A 15440-nucleotide genomic window follows, 5' to 3' on the forward strand; every position below is an offset into this window, starting at 1 on the left:
ATAGCCGCCCGGCACGAATGTAGCCGGGCCTTCGCCCGCCCGGGCGGTTACAATGGGCGCCTTTCCCTGTGCCACGGCCGCCGTCATGTCTGAACCCATTCGTCTTTCCAAACGCCTTATCGAACTGGTCGGCTGCTCCCGACGGGAGGCCGAACTCTATATCGAAGGCGGTTGGGTGACCGTTGACGGCGACGTCGTCGACGAGCCACAGCTCAAGGTCGACGGCCAGGTCGTCGCCCTGCTGCCGGGCGCCAAGGCCGAAGCCCTGGAACCGGTAACCCTGCTGCTGCACCAGGCCGCCGACCAGGACAGCGAAAGCGCTCGCCTGAGCATGACCCCGGCCACCTTGTCCGAGGCCCACGCCGAAGGGCATCGCCCGCTCAAGGGCCACTTTGCCCGGCTGACCTGCGTCGCCGAGCTGCAACAGGGCGCCAGCGGCCTGCAGGTGTACAGCCAGGACTGGCGTGCCGTGCGCAAGGTCACCTCGGACCTGGCCAAGCTGGAGCAGGAGTATGTGGTCGAGGTCAGCGGCGAGATGGTTGCCCATGGCCTCGAACGCCTTAACCGCGGTTTCACCTGGAAGGGCCAGGAATTGCCCCGCATCAAGGCCAGCTGGCAGAACGAGACGCGCCTGCGCATGGTGCTGAAAAACCCGACGCCGGGGCTGATCGAACTGCTGTGCCGCAGTGTCGGTGTCAGCGTGGTCAGCATGCGCCGTATTCGCCTGGGCGGCGTGGCCATGAGCAAGCTGCCGCTGGGCCAGTGGCGCTACCTGTCCAGCAAAGAAAAATTCTAGGCCTCGCCACTCGGGCGTTGCCACTTGATCAGGATTGTCCAATGATTCACAACGATGTGCTGCGCAGCCTGCGCTACATGCTGGATATCAGCGATGCCAAACTGGCAGAGATCACCCGCATCAACGGTTTTGACGTCAGCGATGCCGACATTGCCAGCTACCTGAAAAAAGACGAGGAAGAAGGCTTCGTGCGCTGCCCGGACGAAGTCATCGCGCATTTTCTCGATGGCCTGGTGGTGTTCAAGCGTGGTCGCGACGAGAGCCGCCCGCCTCTGCCGGTCGAACTGCCGGTCACCAACAACATCATCCTGAAAAAACTGCGGGTGGCCTTCGAGCTCAAGGAAGACGACCTGCATGCCATTCTCAAGGCGGCGGATTTTTCGGTATCCAAGCCTGAACTCAGCGCACTGTTCCGCAAGGTCGGCAACAGCAACTACCGCCCCTGTGGCGACCAGTTGCTGCGCAACTTCCTCAAGGGCCTGACCCTGCGAGTGCGTGGCTGATTCGATCATGGCCTACAGTGTCGAGCCGGTCGGCTACGTGCGCTCCTGCTTCAAGGAGAAGTTCGCCATCCCGCGCCAACCGCAGCTGGCTCCGGCTGCGCGCGGGGCGCTGGAGCTGGTATCGCCTTTCGATCAGGGGGAAGCGGTTGCCGGGCTAGAGCAGGTCAGCCACGTGTGGCTGCTGTTCCTGTTTCATCAGGCCCTGGAAGAGAAGCCGCGCCTGAAGGTGCGCCCGCCGCGCCTGGGCGGCAACACGTCGATGGGCGTGTTCGCCACCCGCGCCACCCACCGGCCAAACGGCATCGGGCAGTCGGTGGTGAAGCTGGAGGGCGTCGAGGCCGGGCGACTGCTGCTGTCGGGCATCGACCTGCTGGACGGCACGCCGGTCATCGATATCAAGCCCTATGTACCCTATGCCGACAGCGTAGCCGGGGCGGTCAATCACATGGCCAGCGCCCCGCCTGCGCCGATCACGGTGCAATGGAGCGACTCGGCACTGCAGCAGGCCCATGCGCATGCGCTGCGTCTCGCAGAGCCGTTGGTGGAGCTGATAGAACAATGCCTGGCACAGGATCCACGCCCGGCTTATCAGGTGCCCCCGGTCGAGCGCGTGTACGGGGTCGGGTTCTGGGATGTGCAGGTACGCTGGCACTACCCTCAGCTGGATACGATCCGGGTGCTGGAGGTGGTGCGCGAGGCGTAGGGCCGGCGCCCGCAAGGTCGCAGGAACGCCGCGCCGGCGAATGCCGCACCACAAATCCAGGGCAAAAAAAAACGCAGACCACGGTCTGCGTTTTTTATTGGTACTGCCTGCTTACTTCTCGACGAACGCACGCTCGATCAGATAGTCACCTGGCTCGCGCATGCGCGCGGAGACTTTCAGGCCGAAGCTGTTCAGGACTTCGCTGGTTTCATCCAGCATGCTCGGGCTACCGCAGATCATCGCACGATCGTCCTGCGGGTTGATCGGCGGCAGGCCGATGTCGCTGAACAGTTTGCCGCTGCGCATCAGGTCAGTCAGGCGACCCTGATTCTCGAACGGCTCGCGGGTGACGGTGGGGTAGTAGATCAGTTTTTCACGCAGCGCCTCACCGAAGAACTCGTTCTGCGGCAGGTGCTCGGTGATGAACTCGCGATAGGCCACTTCGTTGACGTAGCGCACACCGTGGACCAGGATCACTTTCTCGAAGCGCTCGTAGGTTTCCGGGTCCTGGATGACGCTCATGAACGGTGCCAGGCCAGTGCCGGTGCTCAGCAGGTACAGGTGCTTGCCCGGGTTCAGGTCATCCAGCACCAGGGTGCCGGTAGGCTTCTTGCTGATGATGATCTCGTCGCCTTCCTTCAGGTGCTGCAACTGCGAGGTCAGCGGGCCGTCCGGCACCTTGATGCTGAAGAACTCCAGATGCTCTTCCCAGTTAGGGCTGGCGATCGAATAGGCGCGCATGAGCGGGCGGCCGTTAGGCTGTTGCAGGCCGATCATCACGAACTGACCGTTCTCGAAGCGCAGGCCCGGGTCGCGGGTGCACTTGAAGCTGAACAGGGTGTCGTTCCAGTGATGAACACTGAGGACACGTTCGTGGTTCATGTTGCTCATGTACGGGGGCTCCTGAAAAATAACGCAGCGCTGACCGTGAGCGCGATTGCGCGATAGTTTAGTGCGAGCGACAATATCTGTTAAATGAATTATCAAGATATGTCTTATCGGTTATATAGATATGCGATTTACACTGCGTCAACTTCAGGTCTTCGTGGCCGTCGCGCAACACCAGAGCGTCTCCCGTGCGGCCGGGATACTGGCGCTGTCGCAGTCGGCTGCGAGCACCTCCATCACCGAGCTTGAACGGCAATCCAGCTGTCAGCTGTTCGATCGTGCCGGCAAGCGCCTGAGCCTCAATGCACTGGGGCACCAGTTACTGCCCCAGGCCGTGGCCCTGCTCGACCAGGCCAAGGAAATCGAGGACCTGCTCAACGGCAAGTCCGGCTTCGGCTCTCTGGCAGTGGGCGCCACACTGACCATCGGCAACTACCTGGCCACCTTGCTGATCGGCAGCTTCATGCAGGTTCACCCGGAGAGCCAGGTCAAACTGCATGTACAGAACACCGCCCATATCGTGCATCAGGTCGCGCACTATGAAATTGATCTGGGTCTTATAGAAGGCGATTGCAACCACCCCGACCTGGAGGTTCAGCCCTGGGTCGAGGACGAACTGGTGGTGTTCTGCGCGCCGCAGCACCCCTTGGCGCTCAAGGGTCGCGCCAGCCTTGAGGAACTGACCCATGAAGCCTGGATTCTGCGCGAGCAGGGTTCAGGCACGCGCCTGACCTTTGACCAGGCGATGCGCCACCATCGCTCGACACTCAACATCCGCCTGGAGCTGGAACATACCGAAGCGATCAAGCGCGCGGTGGAATCAGGGCTCGGGATCGGCTGCATTTCACGTCTGGCGCTGCGCGATGCGTTTCGTCGCGGTAGCCTGGTGGCGGTGGAAACCCCCGACCTGGACCTGGCGCGGCAGTTCTACTTCATCTGGCACAAGCAGAAGTACCAGACCTCGGCGATGCGCGAGTTTCTGGAGTTGTGCCGCAACTTTACCGCCGGGGTACGACGCAGCGACGAAATCGTGCTGCCGCACATTGCCTAGAGCAGAATCACCGCCCACACCACCGCCACGATGCTCAACGCCACGAACTGGGCAGCACTGCCCATGTCCTTGGCGTTCTTGGACAACGGGTGGCGGTCCAGGGAAATACGATCGATCGCGGCTTCCACGGCAGAGTTGAGCAGCTCGACGATCAGCCCCAGCAGGCACACCGCGATCAGGATCGCGCGTTCGGCACGGCTTACATCCAGCCAGAAGGCGACCGGGATCAGCACCACGTTGAGCAGCACCAACTGACGAAACGCCGCTTCGCCGGTAAAGGCGGCGCGCAGGCCGTCGAACGAATAGCCGGCGGCGTTGAACACTCGTTTAAGGCCGGTCTGGCCCTTGAAAGGCGACATAGAAAGCCACTTGAACCCAATGAGGAGCGATGCAGGCTAGTGCACGCCGAGTCAAAAAAGCGTGAAGGCCAGTGGCCTTAACTCGTTGAAACCGATTCCAATTGTTGCAGCAACAACGCGGCCTGGGTGCGCGTACGCACGCCCAGCTTGCGGAAGATCGCGGTGACGTGGGCCTTGATGGTGGCCTCCGACACGCTCAGCTCATAGGCAATCTGCTTGTTCAGCAGGCCTTCGCACACCATGGTCAACACGCGGAATTGCTGTGGGGTAAGGCTGGCCAGGCCCTCGCTGGCGGCCTTGGCTTCAGCGGACACATCGATCTTCTCGAAGGCTTGCGGCGGCCACCAGACATCGCCATCGAGCACTTTCTTGACCGCGTCCTGAATCTGCTCCAGCGGGCTGGATTTTGGGATAAAGCCGCTGGCACCGAATTCTCGGGACTTTACCACCACGGCCGCCTCTTCCTGGGCCGAGACCATCACCACCGGGATTTGCGGATACTGACCGCGCAGCAGCACCAGACCCGAGAAACCATAGGCACCGGGCATGTTCAGGTCCAGCAGCACCAGGTCCCAGTCGTTTTTCTCGGCCAGGCGGGTTTCCAGTTCGGCGATGCTTGCCACCTCAACCAGTCGAACGTCCGGACCAAGGCCCAGGGTAACGGCCTGGCGCAGCGCACTGCGAAACAGCGGGTGGTCATCGGCAATCAGGATTTCGTATGTGGCCATCGATCTAATGATCCTGTTCTGTGCAGGCGCAGCCAGCGTGCGGGCGCCTGGCGGGGCAGCTCAAGGGCATCGGGCGGCAGTGCCGGAAGCCAAAAAGGCACGTCGGGGCCAGGAAAACAGCATTCAAGCCTTCGTCGTGCCCGAATCGGCGCCAAGGATGCCGAGCCCGGACCGGGTGGTCAAGTTCAAAGCCCGGTGGTTGTCTCGTAGCCCATGGCGCCAGTGCACACATTATGAAGCAAAGTGACGTACTTGCCCCTTGAACTATAGGAAGGGCCGCAGTTTTTGGTGCACGGCATCGTCTTCATCCAGCACAAGCCTGTTTTTGGCACCCAGATAATGGGTGCTGAATACGTCCAGATAGGCATCCAGTGCCTGCGAGGCCTGCTGGTCATCGGCCAGTTCCAGACACATGGCTGCCACTTCAGCGGTACAGAAATGGTCGTCGCGCCGCGAGCGGCGCAATGTGTAGCGCGAGATCTGTTCAGGCTGCAGATTGAGCACCGGGAACCGTTCCAAGTACGGGCTTTTGCGAAACATCTTGCGGGCTTCGGGCCACGTGGCATCCAGCAGAATGAACAGCGGGCGCTTGCCCGACGCTGGGGCGACGCTGCTGACCACTCGCTCCGGCGCCACGAACTCACCCGGGAAAACGATGTAGGGCTGCCACTGTGGATCATCGAGCAGCGCCTGCAACTGTGCATCCATCGCCTTGCGCTCCCAGGCAAACGCCGTGGTGTCACCGATCACGTCGGCAATCAGCCAGCCCGTATTCGTAGGCTTGAGTGGTTCGGTGTCATGCATGAGCAGGCAAATGCCCGAGTGCGCCTGCACCCGCGGGCGCCAGGCACACAGACAGTACTCGGGGATTACCCGGCAGCCGGGACAGCGTGGCGCACGCGAGCCGCGCGCGACGAAGGGTTTGACACTGCGCGCCAGGCGCTCGGCGCGCAGGCGCGAGACGGCATGGCTCATGACAGGGCGCAACGGTGGCAATGGGGATGGCAATAAAGGCAGGGCACGACGCAGGCTCAGCGAGACTAAAACCCCGGCAGTTTACCAGAGCCCGCCTCCACTGGCCGTATTTGCCGTGCAGCGTTGCGCGCTACTCCCTTATAATCTCCAGCCTGTACAGACCTGCCAGTACTGCCATCGCGCCTGTGACGGAACACTGCGCGCAATGACCGGTCAAATCGCCAGTTATCGAACCAGGAGAGATTCATGCTGCGTTTCATTGCCCCATCCTTGAGCCTGTTGCTTGCCCTGCCGTTGGGCGCGCATGCCGTCTCCAAGCAAGAGTACGCCCTGAACCAGAAGCTTCAAGAAGTCGCCAAGGAAAGCAGCGTGGGTACCCCTCGGGCAATCAACGAAGACATCCTCGATCAGGGCTACACTGTCGAAGGCAACCAGTTGATCAACCACCTCAGCGTTCGCGCCGGCCATGCACAAAAAATGCAGCAAAACCCGGAAGTCATGCGCGGCCAACTGGGAGACAGCGTGTGCCGTAACACCGGCTTTCGCCAGTTGATGGACCGCGGTGCCGTGCTGACCTACCGTTTCACCGAGTACAAAACCAACCGCCCGGTGATCGACCAGTCGTTCAACAAGGCCAGTTGCGTTTCCGGGCAGAAGAAGAAGTAACCAGCGTTCTCTGTTGCGCCGCTGCTCGCCATCGGCGCGCAGCTCAGCGATCAAGGCCTGAATGTGACGCGTACTCTACGCACGGTCACTACAGGCCTTGTCACTTCAGGCCCCGGTTGTTGGCCTGTACTGCGCAGTTCGGGCCCGGCTTGTCCGCCCGGCTCCCACCTGAACATCATGTACAGCCCATTGCCTGCCGCGTCCTCGCGAGCCCATGATCGACACCGGCATAACCCTGCGACAAGGTCTAGATTTATAGCCAGGACCTTTCACTTTGCGGACAAGCAGAGGGGCCTGACCGATGTGCGGCCAGGCCGAAGGTTTTGCTGCAAAAGGAGAAGTTGAATGCCGTACCAGACCAACGAATTGCTAGCCAACCATTTCAAGAACAATGCAATCGACCTGACCCACCTCGAACAACAGCTCAACCTGGTCGCCCCCAACAGCCCCAACCTGCCACTGTACCGGGACATGATGCTGACCGTGTTGCGCATGGCGCACGATGACAGCGACCGCTGGAGCGCCAAGATCACCCTGCAGGCACTGCGTGAACTCGACCACGCCTTCCGTGTGCTGCACCAGTACAAGGGGCGACGCAAGGTCACCGTGTTCGGCTCGGCACGCACCCCGGTCGAACACCCCATGTATGCCCTGGCCCGCGAGCTGGGTGCGACCCTGGCGCGCTCGGACCTGATGGTGATCACCGGGGCCGGGGGCGGCATCATGGCTGCGGCTCACGAAGGCGCAGGCGTCGACAACTGCCTGGGCTTCAACATCACCCTGCCCTTCGAGCAGCACGCCAATGCCACGGTGGATGGAACGGACAAGTTGCTGCCGTTCCACTTCTTTTTCATTCGCAAGCTGTTCTTCGTCAAGGAAGCTGACGCGCTGGTACTGTGCCCGGGCGGTTTCGGCACCCTGGACGAGGCCCTGGAAGTGCTGACCCTGATCCAGACCGGCAAGAGTCCGCTGGTGCCGGTGGTACTGCTCGACTCACCGGGGGGGACCTTCTGGCAGGATGCACTGGACTTCATTACCCGCCAGCTCGAAGGCAATCGCTACATCCTGCCGAACGATCTGAAGCTGGTGCGCCTGGTGAACAACGCCGACGATGCGGTAGCGGAAATCAACCAGTTCTACAGCAACTACCACTCCAGCCGCTGGCTGAAGAACCAGTTCGTGATTCGCACACACCACCCGCTCAGCGAAGCGGCCCTGCTCGACATCCAGCAGTCCTTCGCCGACCTGCGCCTGAGTGGCGACTTCCATCAGCACGCCTATGCAGGCGAGGAGCATGACGAGGCACAGTTCAGCCACTTGTCACGCCTGGCTTTTGCCTTCAATGGACGCGATCAGGGCCGCCTGCGCGAGCTGGTAGACTTCATCAACCGGTCGGAAAACTGGGCAAAGCCTCAGCACAATGAAGCCCAGCAACGGGCACGTGAACCCCTCAAGGTCACCTGAAAAGCCACACCGTGAACATGCCTGGCCTACCCCCTTTCGGGTCGGCCATCGCTCAATCGTCCAGGCTGCGACCACTCAGCACACGACCGACCATCTCCATGGAAAAACCACGGTAGACCAGAAAACGGGTTTGCTGTGCGCGACTGCGCGGATCGGAGGGCAGTTGCCCGGAAAACTTGCGTTGCCATACATCGATCAGCAGGCTTTGCCAGTCGATGCCGCACTCACGCAAGGCCTGTTCGATATCACTACGCTGCAAACCGCGCTGACTGAGCTCTTCACGGATACGCGCAGGGCCATAGCCCGAACGGGAGCGGTAACTGATGAAACTTTCGAGATAGCGCGCTTCGCTGAGCAGGCCCTCTTCCGTCAGACGGTCGAGTTCCTGGTCGATCAATTCGAGCTCAGCGCCGCGCTGACGCAACTTGCGCGTCAGCTCGACACGACCATGCTCGCGTCGCGCGAGCAGGTCCATAGCTGTCCGCCTTACGGCGACGGGGGTATCGAGTACGACGGACATGGTCTATCTGCAAATCAGAAGTTGGCGTCGGCGTCGGCGTCGACCAGATCATCTTCAGGTTCTGCAGCAGCCGTTTTACCAGCAGCCGCAGCAGCTGCAGCTTCAACACCACCGGTCAGCAGCTTGTCGCGGATCTGCTTCTCGAGGGTCGCGGCGATTTCCGGGTTCTCTGCCAGGAACTTGGCGGAGTTGGCTTTACCCTGACCGATCTTGCTGCCTTGGTAGCTGTACCAGGCACCGGCTTTTTCGAGGAAACCGTGCAGCACGCCCAGGTCGATGATCTCGCCGTTGCGGTAGATGCCCTTGCCATACAGAATCTGGAACTCGGCCTGGCGGAACGGCGGCGCCACCTTGTTCTTGACGATTTTGACGCGGGTTTCGCTGCCGACCACTTCGTCGCCTTCCTTCACCGCGCCGGTACGGCGGATGTCCAGACGTACCGAAGCGTAGAACTTCAGCGCGTTACCACCGGTGGTGGTTTCCGGGCTGCCGAACATCACGCCGATTTTCATGCGGATCTGGTTGATGAAGATCACCAGGCAGTTGGCGTTCTTGATGTTGCCGGTGATCTTGCGCAGTGCCTGGGACATCAGGCGAGCCTGCAGGCCCACGTGCATGTCGCCCATTTCGCCTTCGATCTCGGCCTTGGGTACCAGGGCTGCCACGGAGTCGACGATGATCACGTCGACAGCGTTGGAGCGCACCAGCATGTCGGTGATTTCCAGGGCCTGCTCACCGGTGTCCGGCTGCGAGACCAGCAGGTCGTCGACATTGACGCCCAGCTTGCCGGCGTACTCGGGGTCGAGGGCGTGTTCGGCGTCGACGAATGCGCAGGTGGCGCCGGCTTTTTGTGCCTGGGCGATCACCGACAGGGTCAGCGTGGTCTTACCCGACGACTCAGGACCGTAGATTTCGACGATACGGCCCTTTGGCAGGCCGCCGATGCCCAGAGCAATGTCCAGACCCAGCGAGCCGGTCGAGATTGCCGGAATCGCCTGGCGATCGTGATCGCCCATGCGCATGACCGCGCCTTTACCGAATTGACGTTCGATCTGACCCAGGGCCGCAGCCAAGGCACGCTTCTTGTTGTCGTCCATTGAAGTCCTCACGTAATCATCGATAGGGCCTGACGGCCACAACACCTGTATAAGTAGCCAGTATTATTCCACAGGGTTTTCTTTCCGCCTACCCCCGATTTGCGATTTACTCTGCGCCAAGCTGTAACAAGCCCTCTAGGGCGGCGATTACCGTTTGTCGGCGCACCGCATCGCGGTCGCCATCGAAGTGCCGGCGCTCGCTGGCCACATGCGCACCGTAGCCCCAGGCCAGCCATACAGTGCCCACCGGTTTGGCCGGCGAGCCGCCATCGGGCCCTGCCACACCGCTGACCGCCACGGCAAAGCGTGCCCCGCTGGCAGCCTGGGCGCCGCGCACCATGGCCTCGACCACTTCCTGGCTGACCGCACCAACCTGCTGGAACAGTGCCTGGTCTACCCCCAGCTGGCGAGTCTTCTGGGCGTTGGAGTAGGTCACGTAGCCCGCTTCGAACCAGGCCGAACTGCCAGGAATACGCGTGATGGCCTCGGCGATACCGCCGCCGGTGCAGGACTCGGCCGTGGTGACTTGGGCATTGTAACGGCGCAGGTGTTCCCCCAGCCGGGCAGAAAGTGCGGTGATCGGGTCCATGGCGAGCTCCTTGAAGGTCTGGCGCCTACCCTACACCAGCTATCGGCGTGGCTGAACACTCAAGGTGTGAGCGCGCGTATGTAACCCTGGCAGGCGCGCAGGGCGATCAGTCCGGCGTCACCGGCATCGGTGATGGCGATAATTCGTCGAGCATGCGCCGGGTCAAGTCGGGCGCGTGGGGCGCCATGATCCAGGCTGCCGGCGCCGGGGGCGGCAGGCAGGTCGGGGGTGGCGTCGCGGTCGAGAAGGACCGACAACCGCAGATCAGCAGTAGCCAGCCGATCACGCAAGCGTGCCTGAGCCTGTTGTGCATCGAGAAGCTCCTGATAATGGGTGTTGTCGTTCAAATCCAGCTGGCGCTCCAGCACATGGCGTTGCTGGCGTTCGCCCTTCAGCTCGGCGGCAGCACGCTCGGCCAGTTGCTGGCGTTCGAATGCCCAGGCCTGTTGCTGCTGCGCCAGCTGGCGGCCCAGGCGCCAGCCCTGGACCTGCCAGGTCAATGCGCAGGCCAGCACCACCAGGCTCAGCAGCACGCCGGCGTGCAAGCGGTTCAACACAGCACCTCGCGGGCGCGGGCCCAGAGTTTGAGGCGATCCTCCAGGCCATTGAGGCCACCGTTGATATGCCGCGTGATGCGGTTGAACTCACCGCGGTCGGCCAGCGCGTTAAGCCCGCGCGAGTGCCAGAACCAGGCAGCCGACTCGGCGGCCCAACGCGGTTGCTCGAGCAACTGCGGCAACTCCAGCAGACGCTCGTCGCCAAACAGCGCCATGCTGCAGGCGCGGTAGTTGTTGCGCCCTGTAACCTGGATCAGCCCCCGGCCGCAGTACCGCTGACCGTCGCCGTCCGCCTCCGGCGTGTTGCCCAGGCGCAGGGCCAGGGCGCCGGTGTCGTAACGGGACAGGTAGCGATCGCTGCCCAGCTCCTTCACGTAACGCAGGTGGCCCGACTCGTGGCCGATCTGCGCGAGGAAGGCAGCAATGCGCCGGGGGTTGTCGATTTCCCAACGGGCCATGGCAGTGTTCAGGGCGGGTACAAAAATGCCGGCATTGGCGCCGGCACCGGGAAGAATCTGCATCAAGTTCTGCTGAGTGATGACCATCATCATTCTCCAAAATGCATAGGGGTTTAGGCCTGTCCGGCCTTGAGCGAACGACCGGCATTACCCGGCCCGCCCTTGGCCCTGGCCTTGCCTTGCTTGCCGCCATTGCACTCGACCGTGGTGCTCCACCCGGACGCGCTGAACACCTGCTCGATCGACTCGATCAGGTACTCGCCATCGAGGCCGGGCTTGAAGCCCTGGGCATCGAGGGTGCGTTCGACGAACAGGTCGGTGCGGCCCGGCATTTCCAGGCGCAGGCTGGCGGTGCTGCGGTTGAGCGCCGCCAGGCGGGCCTTGGCGGCCTGCTCGGCAGCGCTACGGTTGGGGTACAGGTGGCGGTCGGTGTGCACAGGCGACAGGCCGTCGGGCGCGTCGTCGTTGGGCAGGTCGACCACGCTCTGCTGGCCGCTCTTGCTGTCCAGATGACGGGTTTGCACGGCCTTGTGGGTGCCTTTGTCGGTCATGCGAAACTGCCAGCTGCGCACGTCGCCACGGCTGATTCTGACGTTACCAAGGGCCTTGCCGCTGGCGCTCTTGCCGGCCTGGCGCGGCATCACCAGCAGCGCGCCGTTCGCTACCTTGGCGGTGCAGTCGAACAGGCGCCCCAGACGGGTGATGAAGTTGAAGTCCGACTCGTTGAACTGGTCAATGCGCGGTATGCGCAGCGTCACCGGGCACGCTGGCTGCCAGCCATTGCGCGCGGCGATGTCGCGCACGATCTGCTGCAGGGTGACGTTCTCCCAGCTGCCGCTGCGGGTGGTCTTGCCGCTGCCGCGCATGTCGCTGGCCTTGCCTCGGATCACGATGCTGTCAGGCGGCCCGGACAGCTCCACCTCATCCACGGCGTAGCGCCCCAGGCGGGTCAATGCCTGGCCGGCGTAGCCCAGATGCACCTCGATGAAGGCACCGCGTGCCGGCAATGCCACCTCGCCGTCGCGATCGTCGATACGCAGTTCGAACTCGTCCGAGTCCATGCCCGGCTTGTCGGTGGTACGCAGCGACAGCAGGCGATCATTGATCAGCGCGGTGATGTCCTTGCCATCGGCCACGATGCGAAACACAGGTTGCATGGTTGCTGCTCCAGAAGGGCCTGCCCGCGCACGCAGCGCTGGCAGGCAGGGGGGCGCGCCAGCTCAGTCCCATAACTGCACCAGGGCCTGGCGGGCGGGCGTCAACGCGGGCAGCCTGATGAGCACCCCGGCACCAAACGGCTGCGCCTGGTCGGCCAGGCCCTGGTTGGCATCGAGTACCGCTTCGACGCTGCCGTTGAGGTGCCCGTAGTAGTGCTGGCAGAGGCTGTCGAGCAGATCGCCGTCAGAGGTTCTGCAGATCGTCGCCATAGCTCACGAACTCCAATGAAAAGCCTTGTTTGCGAGGAATGCCGCCAGCCACCAGGCTGCTCTGGTCCTCCTCGATGCTGGTCAGGCACCAGTTGCCCAGTACCTCGCCGTAGCCGGTGGTCAGGCTCAGTGGCTGCAATTGCCGACCGATGCTGCGCAGCGCCTGCAACTGGCCGAGCCCGCTTTTGGCACCGGGAAAGATCGTGCCCTTGAGGGTGATGCGCTCTTCGCCCAGCCCCACCGCCTGCTGCGCCGGGTGGCGGCTCAGGCGCTCCTGGCCCGCCCAGCGAAAGCCGCTCTGGCGACGCAGTTCATCGAAGGTCGCGGTGTCGAGGTTGAAGTAGTAAGGCTGCGCCTGCGCCTGCAACGACTGCAGAATGAGCAGGTGCGGGAACGGCTTGACCACCTCGGCTGCCGGCGTGACCGACGGCGCGAAACTGCCGGTGGGCAGCAACGTGCCCAGCGACGGGCTGATGCGACCCGCCACCTTGTTGATGGCTGCGGCAGCCTTGGCCGCCTTCTGCTCGAAGATGACGATGCGCTCCTGCACCAGCGCGACCTTGGCCACGGCGCGGCTGTAACGGCCCAGCACCTTGTCGACGCCCCGCTGCGCCCGGTTGATGGCGCGCATCGTGCGTTGCAGCCTGGCGCCGATCAGCGGCCCGACGTAGGGGATGTCCTCGAGCGCGGCAGCGGCTTCGGCGATATCGCTGATGGCGCCGGTCATGGGCTCCAGCATCTCGTCGGCACTGCGCCGGCCCGCCTCCCCCGCTGCGATCAGCGCCCGCAGGGCCGAGTGCAACTGGTCCATGTAGGTCATGGCAGCTCCTTATACAAATGTGGGGTCGGCCAGTTGCCGCATCGAAGCCTGACGGGTCAGTTCGAGGAACTGACGTCGAATGATCGGCTCGATGTTCATCGCCAACTGGGCCGGGTCGGTGACACTGCCCTGCACGGTGATGGGCATGTTCGGGGCGAAGGTGATCTGTTGGGCAATCGGCTGCGGCGCAGGGCTGATCGAAGGTGGCGCAGGCGGCAACGACAGAATTGTCATCGGCTCGCCAGCGCCGGGATTCATCGAACGAGCGACATCGCCCAGCGACTTGGACAAGTGAGTGGGTTCGCTAGCAGGAGGCTTGGCAGCATCGTCGTCTGCAAACCACTTCTTGGCTAACGAGGAGCCCCACTCGCTGAACACAATACCCCCGATCAGCGAACCGATCGCAGGACCGATGACAGGAACGAAAGCGCCCAGCGCAGCCCCGGCCAGTGCGCCACCAAAACCGCCCACTGCCCCACCATATCCCTCGGCCTTCTGCTCGGTGGTTTCTGCAGTGAGGAAGGTCTTGCCGAACTTGTAGATGGCCTCGACGGCTGCGGGCGCTCGAGCGGCCTTGATCGCCGGAACAGCCTTGCCGAGGTAACCTTTGATGCTTTCCCAGCGCCCAACCGGAGCAGATGAAGGTCGGCGCCTGGAGGGGCTGTTCTTTCTTCCCCCTCTACCCCTTCTCGAAGTTATCGCGCCGCAGCAAAAGTCCTGGGCATTGACGACAAACACGCGTTGCGGCGCCCTTGCGCCTTTGGGAGCGTCGCCACCCAGCACGCCAGCCTTCCGTGGCCCTGCCCTGAAATCACTGGCAACAGCGATGATACCTATGGGCTGCGGCCCCTTTGCCGGGGGCCCGGTATCATCGCTCCCCGCCATCCTCCTGCTGAGCGGGTCGGATACCCGACCCGCCGCAGGTGTCCCATCGGTTGGCAGAGATGCAGGCGCTGCAGTCTCCAGTGAAGCAGCCGCAGCTGCCCCTGCGGGTGCCTGCGGTTCCGCTTGCGATCTGATGTTTACGGATACCCTGGCGGGCTTCGATTGCGAAAGCCGGCGCGCAACATCGGCGACCTGGAAACTGATCACCTGCAAGTGCCCGTCGATGCTCTTCAACAATGTCAGCCTGTGCCGGGAGCCCTGTGTTTCAGCAGCCTGTACGGCGCCCCCGGTCTTTGCTTGAGTTCTCGCGCCTGGTGGGTCACCAGGAGCGCTGTCGAGCATCCCGTTGCCCAGCGTCTCGAGCCCGAGCGGGTACAGGTCGCCCTTGCCTTCGCTGCTCAATTGCCTGAGTTGCCGGATCCGCGCCTCAAGCAGCTTGAATGATGCGCCGATCGTCGAACTGACCGAGGCGCCGATAACCAGTTTCAACGCTAACGCGTTTGCCATACGGTCCCCCTGTGCGTGCAAAACCGGCTCACTCCGTGAGCCACCAGACCATGTCGTTGAACGACATGGTCATGATCTCGGTGGCAGAAAAATTCAGCTCACGGGCAAGCCGCCTGGCGGCCACCTTCTGAAGGGAGGGGTCAAAGCTCGTCGTCTTGCACCAGGCGAAAATAGCCCGCCTGCAGGCGGCCATAGTCCTTGAGCGCGAGGCCCTCCAGGTCCTTGATGCCCACCTCGGCGAGGGAGGCGAACAGGTTCAGCTCACGCTGCTCGTCGTCGCCGCTGCCGGCCGACTGAGCCGCACGAATGTCGCGTACCGTAGGCGAGCGCAACGACAGGCTGTCGACCTTGATGCCATTGGCTTCGCTCGGCCGGGTCAGCGCCACCACCACGCCGTCGGCGCTCAGCTTCATCCAGCTGGGGATCTTTGCTTGGGTCATGAGAAGT

At 62.8% G+C, this 15440-nt stretch carries 20 protein-coding genes; 6 read left to right on the forward strand and 14 right to left on the reverse strand.

What is annotated here, in order from left to right; translation table 11 throughout:
* Positions 1-85: 85 nt before the first annotated feature.
* Genes JZZ72_RS07735 through tsaA form a run of 3 tightly spaced genes read left to right on the forward strand, consistent with a single transcriptional unit; the run spans position 86 to position 2002 of the window.
* Positions 86-796, forward strand: coding sequence for an rRNA pseudouridine synthase (locus tag JZZ72_RS07735; protein ID WP_210014255.1), 711 nt, complete (start codon positions 86-88; stop codon positions 794-796).
* A 41-nt stretch (positions 797-837) separates the two neighbouring features.
* A complete protein-coding gene (locus JZZ72_RS07740; RefSeq protein WP_043864260.1) occupies positions 838-1299 on the forward strand; it encodes a YehS family protein in 462 nt (153 codons plus the stop codon).
* A 7-nt stretch (positions 1300-1306) separates the two neighbouring features.
* A complete protein-coding gene (gene tsaA / locus JZZ72_RS07745; protein ID WP_210014275.1) occupies positions 1307-2002 on the forward strand; it encodes a tRNA (N6-threonylcarbamoyladenosine(37)-N6)-methyltransferase TrmO in 696 nt (231 codons plus the stop codon).
* A 111-nt stretch (positions 2003-2113) separates the two neighbouring features.
* Here the strand turns inward: tsaA and fpr are convergent, their stop codons facing one another.
* Positions 2114-2893 carry a ferredoxin-NADP reductase gene (gene fpr / locus JZZ72_RS07750; protein WP_043864261.1) on the reverse strand — a complete coding sequence of 260 codons (780 nt, stop codon included), beginning with the start codon at positions 2891-2893 and terminating at the stop codon, positions 2114-2116.
* Between the two features lie 121 nt (positions 2894-3014).
* Between fpr and JZZ72_RS07755 the strand changes: the two genes are divergently transcribed.
* Entirely contained in the window at positions 3015-3941 is a 927-nt protein-coding gene (locus JZZ72_RS07755) for a LysR family transcriptional regulator (protein ID WP_043864262.1), read from the forward strand.
* Here JZZ72_RS07755 and JZZ72_RS07760 read toward each other — a convergent pair.
* From JZZ72_RS07760 to JZZ72_RS07770, 3 genes are all read right to left on the reverse strand, one after another.
* Entirely contained in the window at positions 3938-4300 is a 363-nt protein-coding gene (locus tag JZZ72_RS07760) for a diacylglycerol kinase (RefSeq protein ID WP_054914977.1), read from the reverse strand. The genes JZZ72_RS07755 and JZZ72_RS07760 overlap by 4 nt on opposite strands.
* A 77-nt stretch (positions 4301-4377) precedes the next feature.
* Positions 4378-5028, reverse strand: coding sequence for a response regulator transcription factor ErdR (erdR, locus tag JZZ72_RS07765; protein WP_043864264.1), 651 nt, complete (start codon positions 5026-5028; stop codon positions 4378-4380).
* A gap of 264 nt (positions 5029-5292) precedes the next feature.
* Positions 5293-6003 carry a tRNA-uridine aminocarboxypropyltransferase gene (locus JZZ72_RS07770; RefSeq protein WP_210014256.1) on the reverse strand — a complete coding sequence of 237 codons (711 nt, stop codon included), beginning with the start codon at positions 6001-6003 and terminating at the stop codon, positions 5293-5295.
* Positions 6004-6249: 246 nt separating this feature from the next.
* On the opposite strand from JZZ72_RS07770, the gene JZZ72_RS07775 reads away from it, so the two are divergent.
* Both JZZ72_RS07775 and JZZ72_RS07780 read left to right on the forward strand, forming a co-directional pair.
* Positions 6250-6669, forward strand: a complete 420-nt coding sequence (locus tag JZZ72_RS07775; protein WP_043864266.1) for a quorum-sensing-regulated virulence factor family protein — start codon at positions 6250-6252, stop codon at positions 6667-6669.
* Positions 6670-7014: 345 nt separating this feature from the next.
* A complete protein-coding gene (locus tag JZZ72_RS07780; RefSeq protein ID WP_210014257.1) occupies positions 7015-8133 on the forward strand; it encodes an LOG family protein in 1119 nt (372 codons plus the stop codon).
* A 52-nt stretch (positions 8134-8185) separates the two neighbouring features.
* On the opposite strand, the gene recX is transcribed toward JZZ72_RS07780, so the two are convergent.
* The 10 genes from recX to JZZ72_RS07830 all read right to left on the reverse strand — a co-directional run bounded on the left by recX (position 8186) and on the right by JZZ72_RS07830 (position 15433).
* The gene (gene recX / locus JZZ72_RS07785) at positions 8186-8653 is read right to left on the reverse strand and encodes a recombination regulator RecX (protein WP_043864268.1); all 468 of its coding nucleotides are present in this window, start codon (positions 8651-8653) and stop codon (positions 8186-8188) included.
* A 14-nt stretch (positions 8654-8667) separates the two neighbouring features.
* Complete coding sequence (gene recA, locus JZZ72_RS07790; RefSeq protein ID WP_043864269.1) at positions 8668-9750, reverse strand: recombinase RecA; 1083 nt, start codon at positions 9748-9750, stop codon at positions 8668-8670.
* A gap of 106 nt (positions 9751-9856) precedes the next feature.
* A complete protein-coding gene (locus JZZ72_RS07795) occupies positions 9857-10339 on the reverse strand; it encodes a CinA family protein (RefSeq protein WP_210014258.1) in 483 nt (160 codons plus the stop codon).
* A gap of 59 nt (positions 10340-10398) precedes the next feature.
* Positions 10399-10893, reverse strand: a complete 495-nt coding sequence (locus tag JZZ72_RS07800) for a lysis system i-spanin subunit Rz (protein WP_116053089.1) — start codon at positions 10891-10893, stop codon at positions 10399-10401.
* Positions 10890-11441, reverse strand: coding sequence for a glycoside hydrolase family 19 protein (locus JZZ72_RS07805; protein WP_054914982.1), 552 nt, complete (start codon positions 11439-11441; stop codon positions 10890-10892). Before JZZ72_RS07805 ends, JZZ72_RS07800 begins: the two co-directional genes overlap by 4 nt.
* A 26-nt stretch (positions 11442-11467) precedes the next feature.
* Positions 11468-12511 carry a phage late control D family protein gene (locus JZZ72_RS07810; RefSeq protein ID WP_116053086.1) on the reverse strand — a complete coding sequence of 348 codons (1044 nt, stop codon included), beginning with the start codon at positions 12509-12511 and terminating at the stop codon, positions 11468-11470.
* Between the two features lie 63 nt (positions 12512-12574).
* Positions 12575-12781, reverse strand: a complete 207-nt coding sequence (locus tag JZZ72_RS07815) for a tail protein X (protein ID WP_078480052.1) — start codon at positions 12779-12781, stop codon at positions 12575-12577.
* Positions 12756-13601 carry a phage tail protein gene (locus JZZ72_RS07820; RefSeq protein ID WP_043864275.1) on the reverse strand — a complete coding sequence of 282 codons (846 nt, stop codon included), beginning with the start codon at positions 13599-13601 and terminating at the stop codon, positions 12756-12758. The genes JZZ72_RS07815 and JZZ72_RS07820 overlap by 26 nt, the downstream gene beginning before the upstream one ends.
* Before the next feature lie 9 nt (positions 13602-13610).
* Complete coding sequence (locus tag JZZ72_RS07825; protein ID WP_210014259.1) at positions 13611-14993, reverse strand: hypothetical protein; 1383 nt, start codon at positions 14991-14993, stop codon at positions 13611-13613.
* 140 nt (positions 14994-15133) lie between these two features.
* A complete protein-coding gene (locus tag JZZ72_RS07830; protein WP_043864277.1) occupies positions 15134-15433 on the reverse strand; it encodes a phage tail assembly protein in 300 nt (99 codons plus the stop codon).
* Positions 15434-15440 lie beyond the last annotated feature (7 nt).

Source organism: Pseudomonas palmensis, assembly GCF_017848315.1.
Taxonomy (GTDB): Bacteria; Pseudomonadota; Gammaproteobacteria; order Pseudomonadales; family Pseudomonadaceae; genus Aquipseudomonas; species Aquipseudomonas palmensis.

Coding starts and splice junctions, on each gene's coding strand:
- JZZ72_RS07775 (WP_043864266.1), top strand. CDS start 6,250: ATGCTGCGTTTCATTGCCCCATCCTTGAGCCTGTTGCTTGCCCTGCCG.
- JZZ72_RS07825 (WP_210014259.1), bottom strand. CDS start 14,993: ATGGCAAACGCGTTAGCGTTGAAACTGGTTATCGGCGCCTCGGTCAGT.
- JZZ72_RS07795 (WP_210014258.1), bottom strand. CDS start 10,339: ATGGACCCGATCACCGCACTTTCTGCCCGGCTGGGGGAACACCTGCGC.
- erdR (WP_043864264.1), bottom strand. CDS start 5,028: ATGGCCACATACGAAATCCTGATTGCCGATGACCACCCGCTGTTTCGC.
- JZZ72_RS07740 (WP_043864260.1), top strand. CDS start 838: ATGATTCACAACGATGTGCTGCGCAGCCTGCGCTACATGCTGGATATC.
- JZZ72_RS07780 (WP_210014257.1), top strand. CDS start 7,015: ATGCCGTACCAGACCAACGAATTGCTAGCCAACCATTTCAAGAACAAT.
- JZZ72_RS07760 (WP_054914977.1), bottom strand. CDS start 4,300: ATGTCGCCTTTCAAGGGCCAGACCGGCCTTAAACGAGTGTTCAACGCC.
- fpr (WP_043864261.1), bottom strand. CDS start 2,893: ATGAGCAACATGAACCACGAACGTGTCCTCAGTGTTCATCACTGGAAC.
- JZZ72_RS07770 (WP_210014256.1), bottom strand. CDS start 6,003: ATGAGCCATGCCGTCTCGCGCCTGCGCGCCGAGCGCCTGGCGCGCAGT.
- JZZ72_RS07820 (WP_043864275.1), bottom strand. CDS start 13,601: ATGACCTACATGGACCAGTTGCACTCGGCCCTGCGGGCGCTGATCGCA.
- tsaA (WP_210014275.1), top strand. CDS start 1,307: ATGGCCTACAGTGTCGAGCCGGTCGGCTACGTGCGCTCCTGCTTCAAG.
- JZZ72_RS07815 (WP_078480052.1), bottom strand. CDS start 12,781: ATGGCGACGATCTGCAGAACCTCTGACGGCGATCTGCTCGACAGCCTC.
- recX (WP_043864268.1), bottom strand. CDS start 8,653: ATGTCCGTCGTACTCGATACCCCCGTCGCCGTAAGGCGGACAGCTATG.
- JZZ72_RS07810 (WP_116053086.1), bottom strand. CDS start 12,511: ATGCAACCTGTGTTTCGCATCGTGGCCGATGGCAAGGACATCACCGCG.
- JZZ72_RS07755 (WP_043864262.1), top strand. CDS start 3,015: ATGCGATTTACACTGCGTCAACTTCAGGTCTTCGTGGCCGTCGCGCAA.
- JZZ72_RS07805 (WP_054914982.1), bottom strand. CDS start 11,441: ATGGTCATCACTCAGCAGAACTTGATGCAGATTCTTCCCGGTGCCGGC.
- JZZ72_RS07830 (WP_043864277.1), bottom strand. CDS start 15,433: ATGACCCAAGCAAAGATCCCCAGCTGGATGAAGCTGAGCGCCGACGGC.
- JZZ72_RS07735 (WP_210014255.1), top strand. CDS start 86: ATGTCTGAACCCATTCGTCTTTCCAAACGCCTTATCGAACTGGTCGGC.
- recA (WP_043864269.1), bottom strand. CDS start 9,750: ATGGACGACAACAAGAAGCGTGCCTTGGCTGCGGCCCTGGGTCAGATC.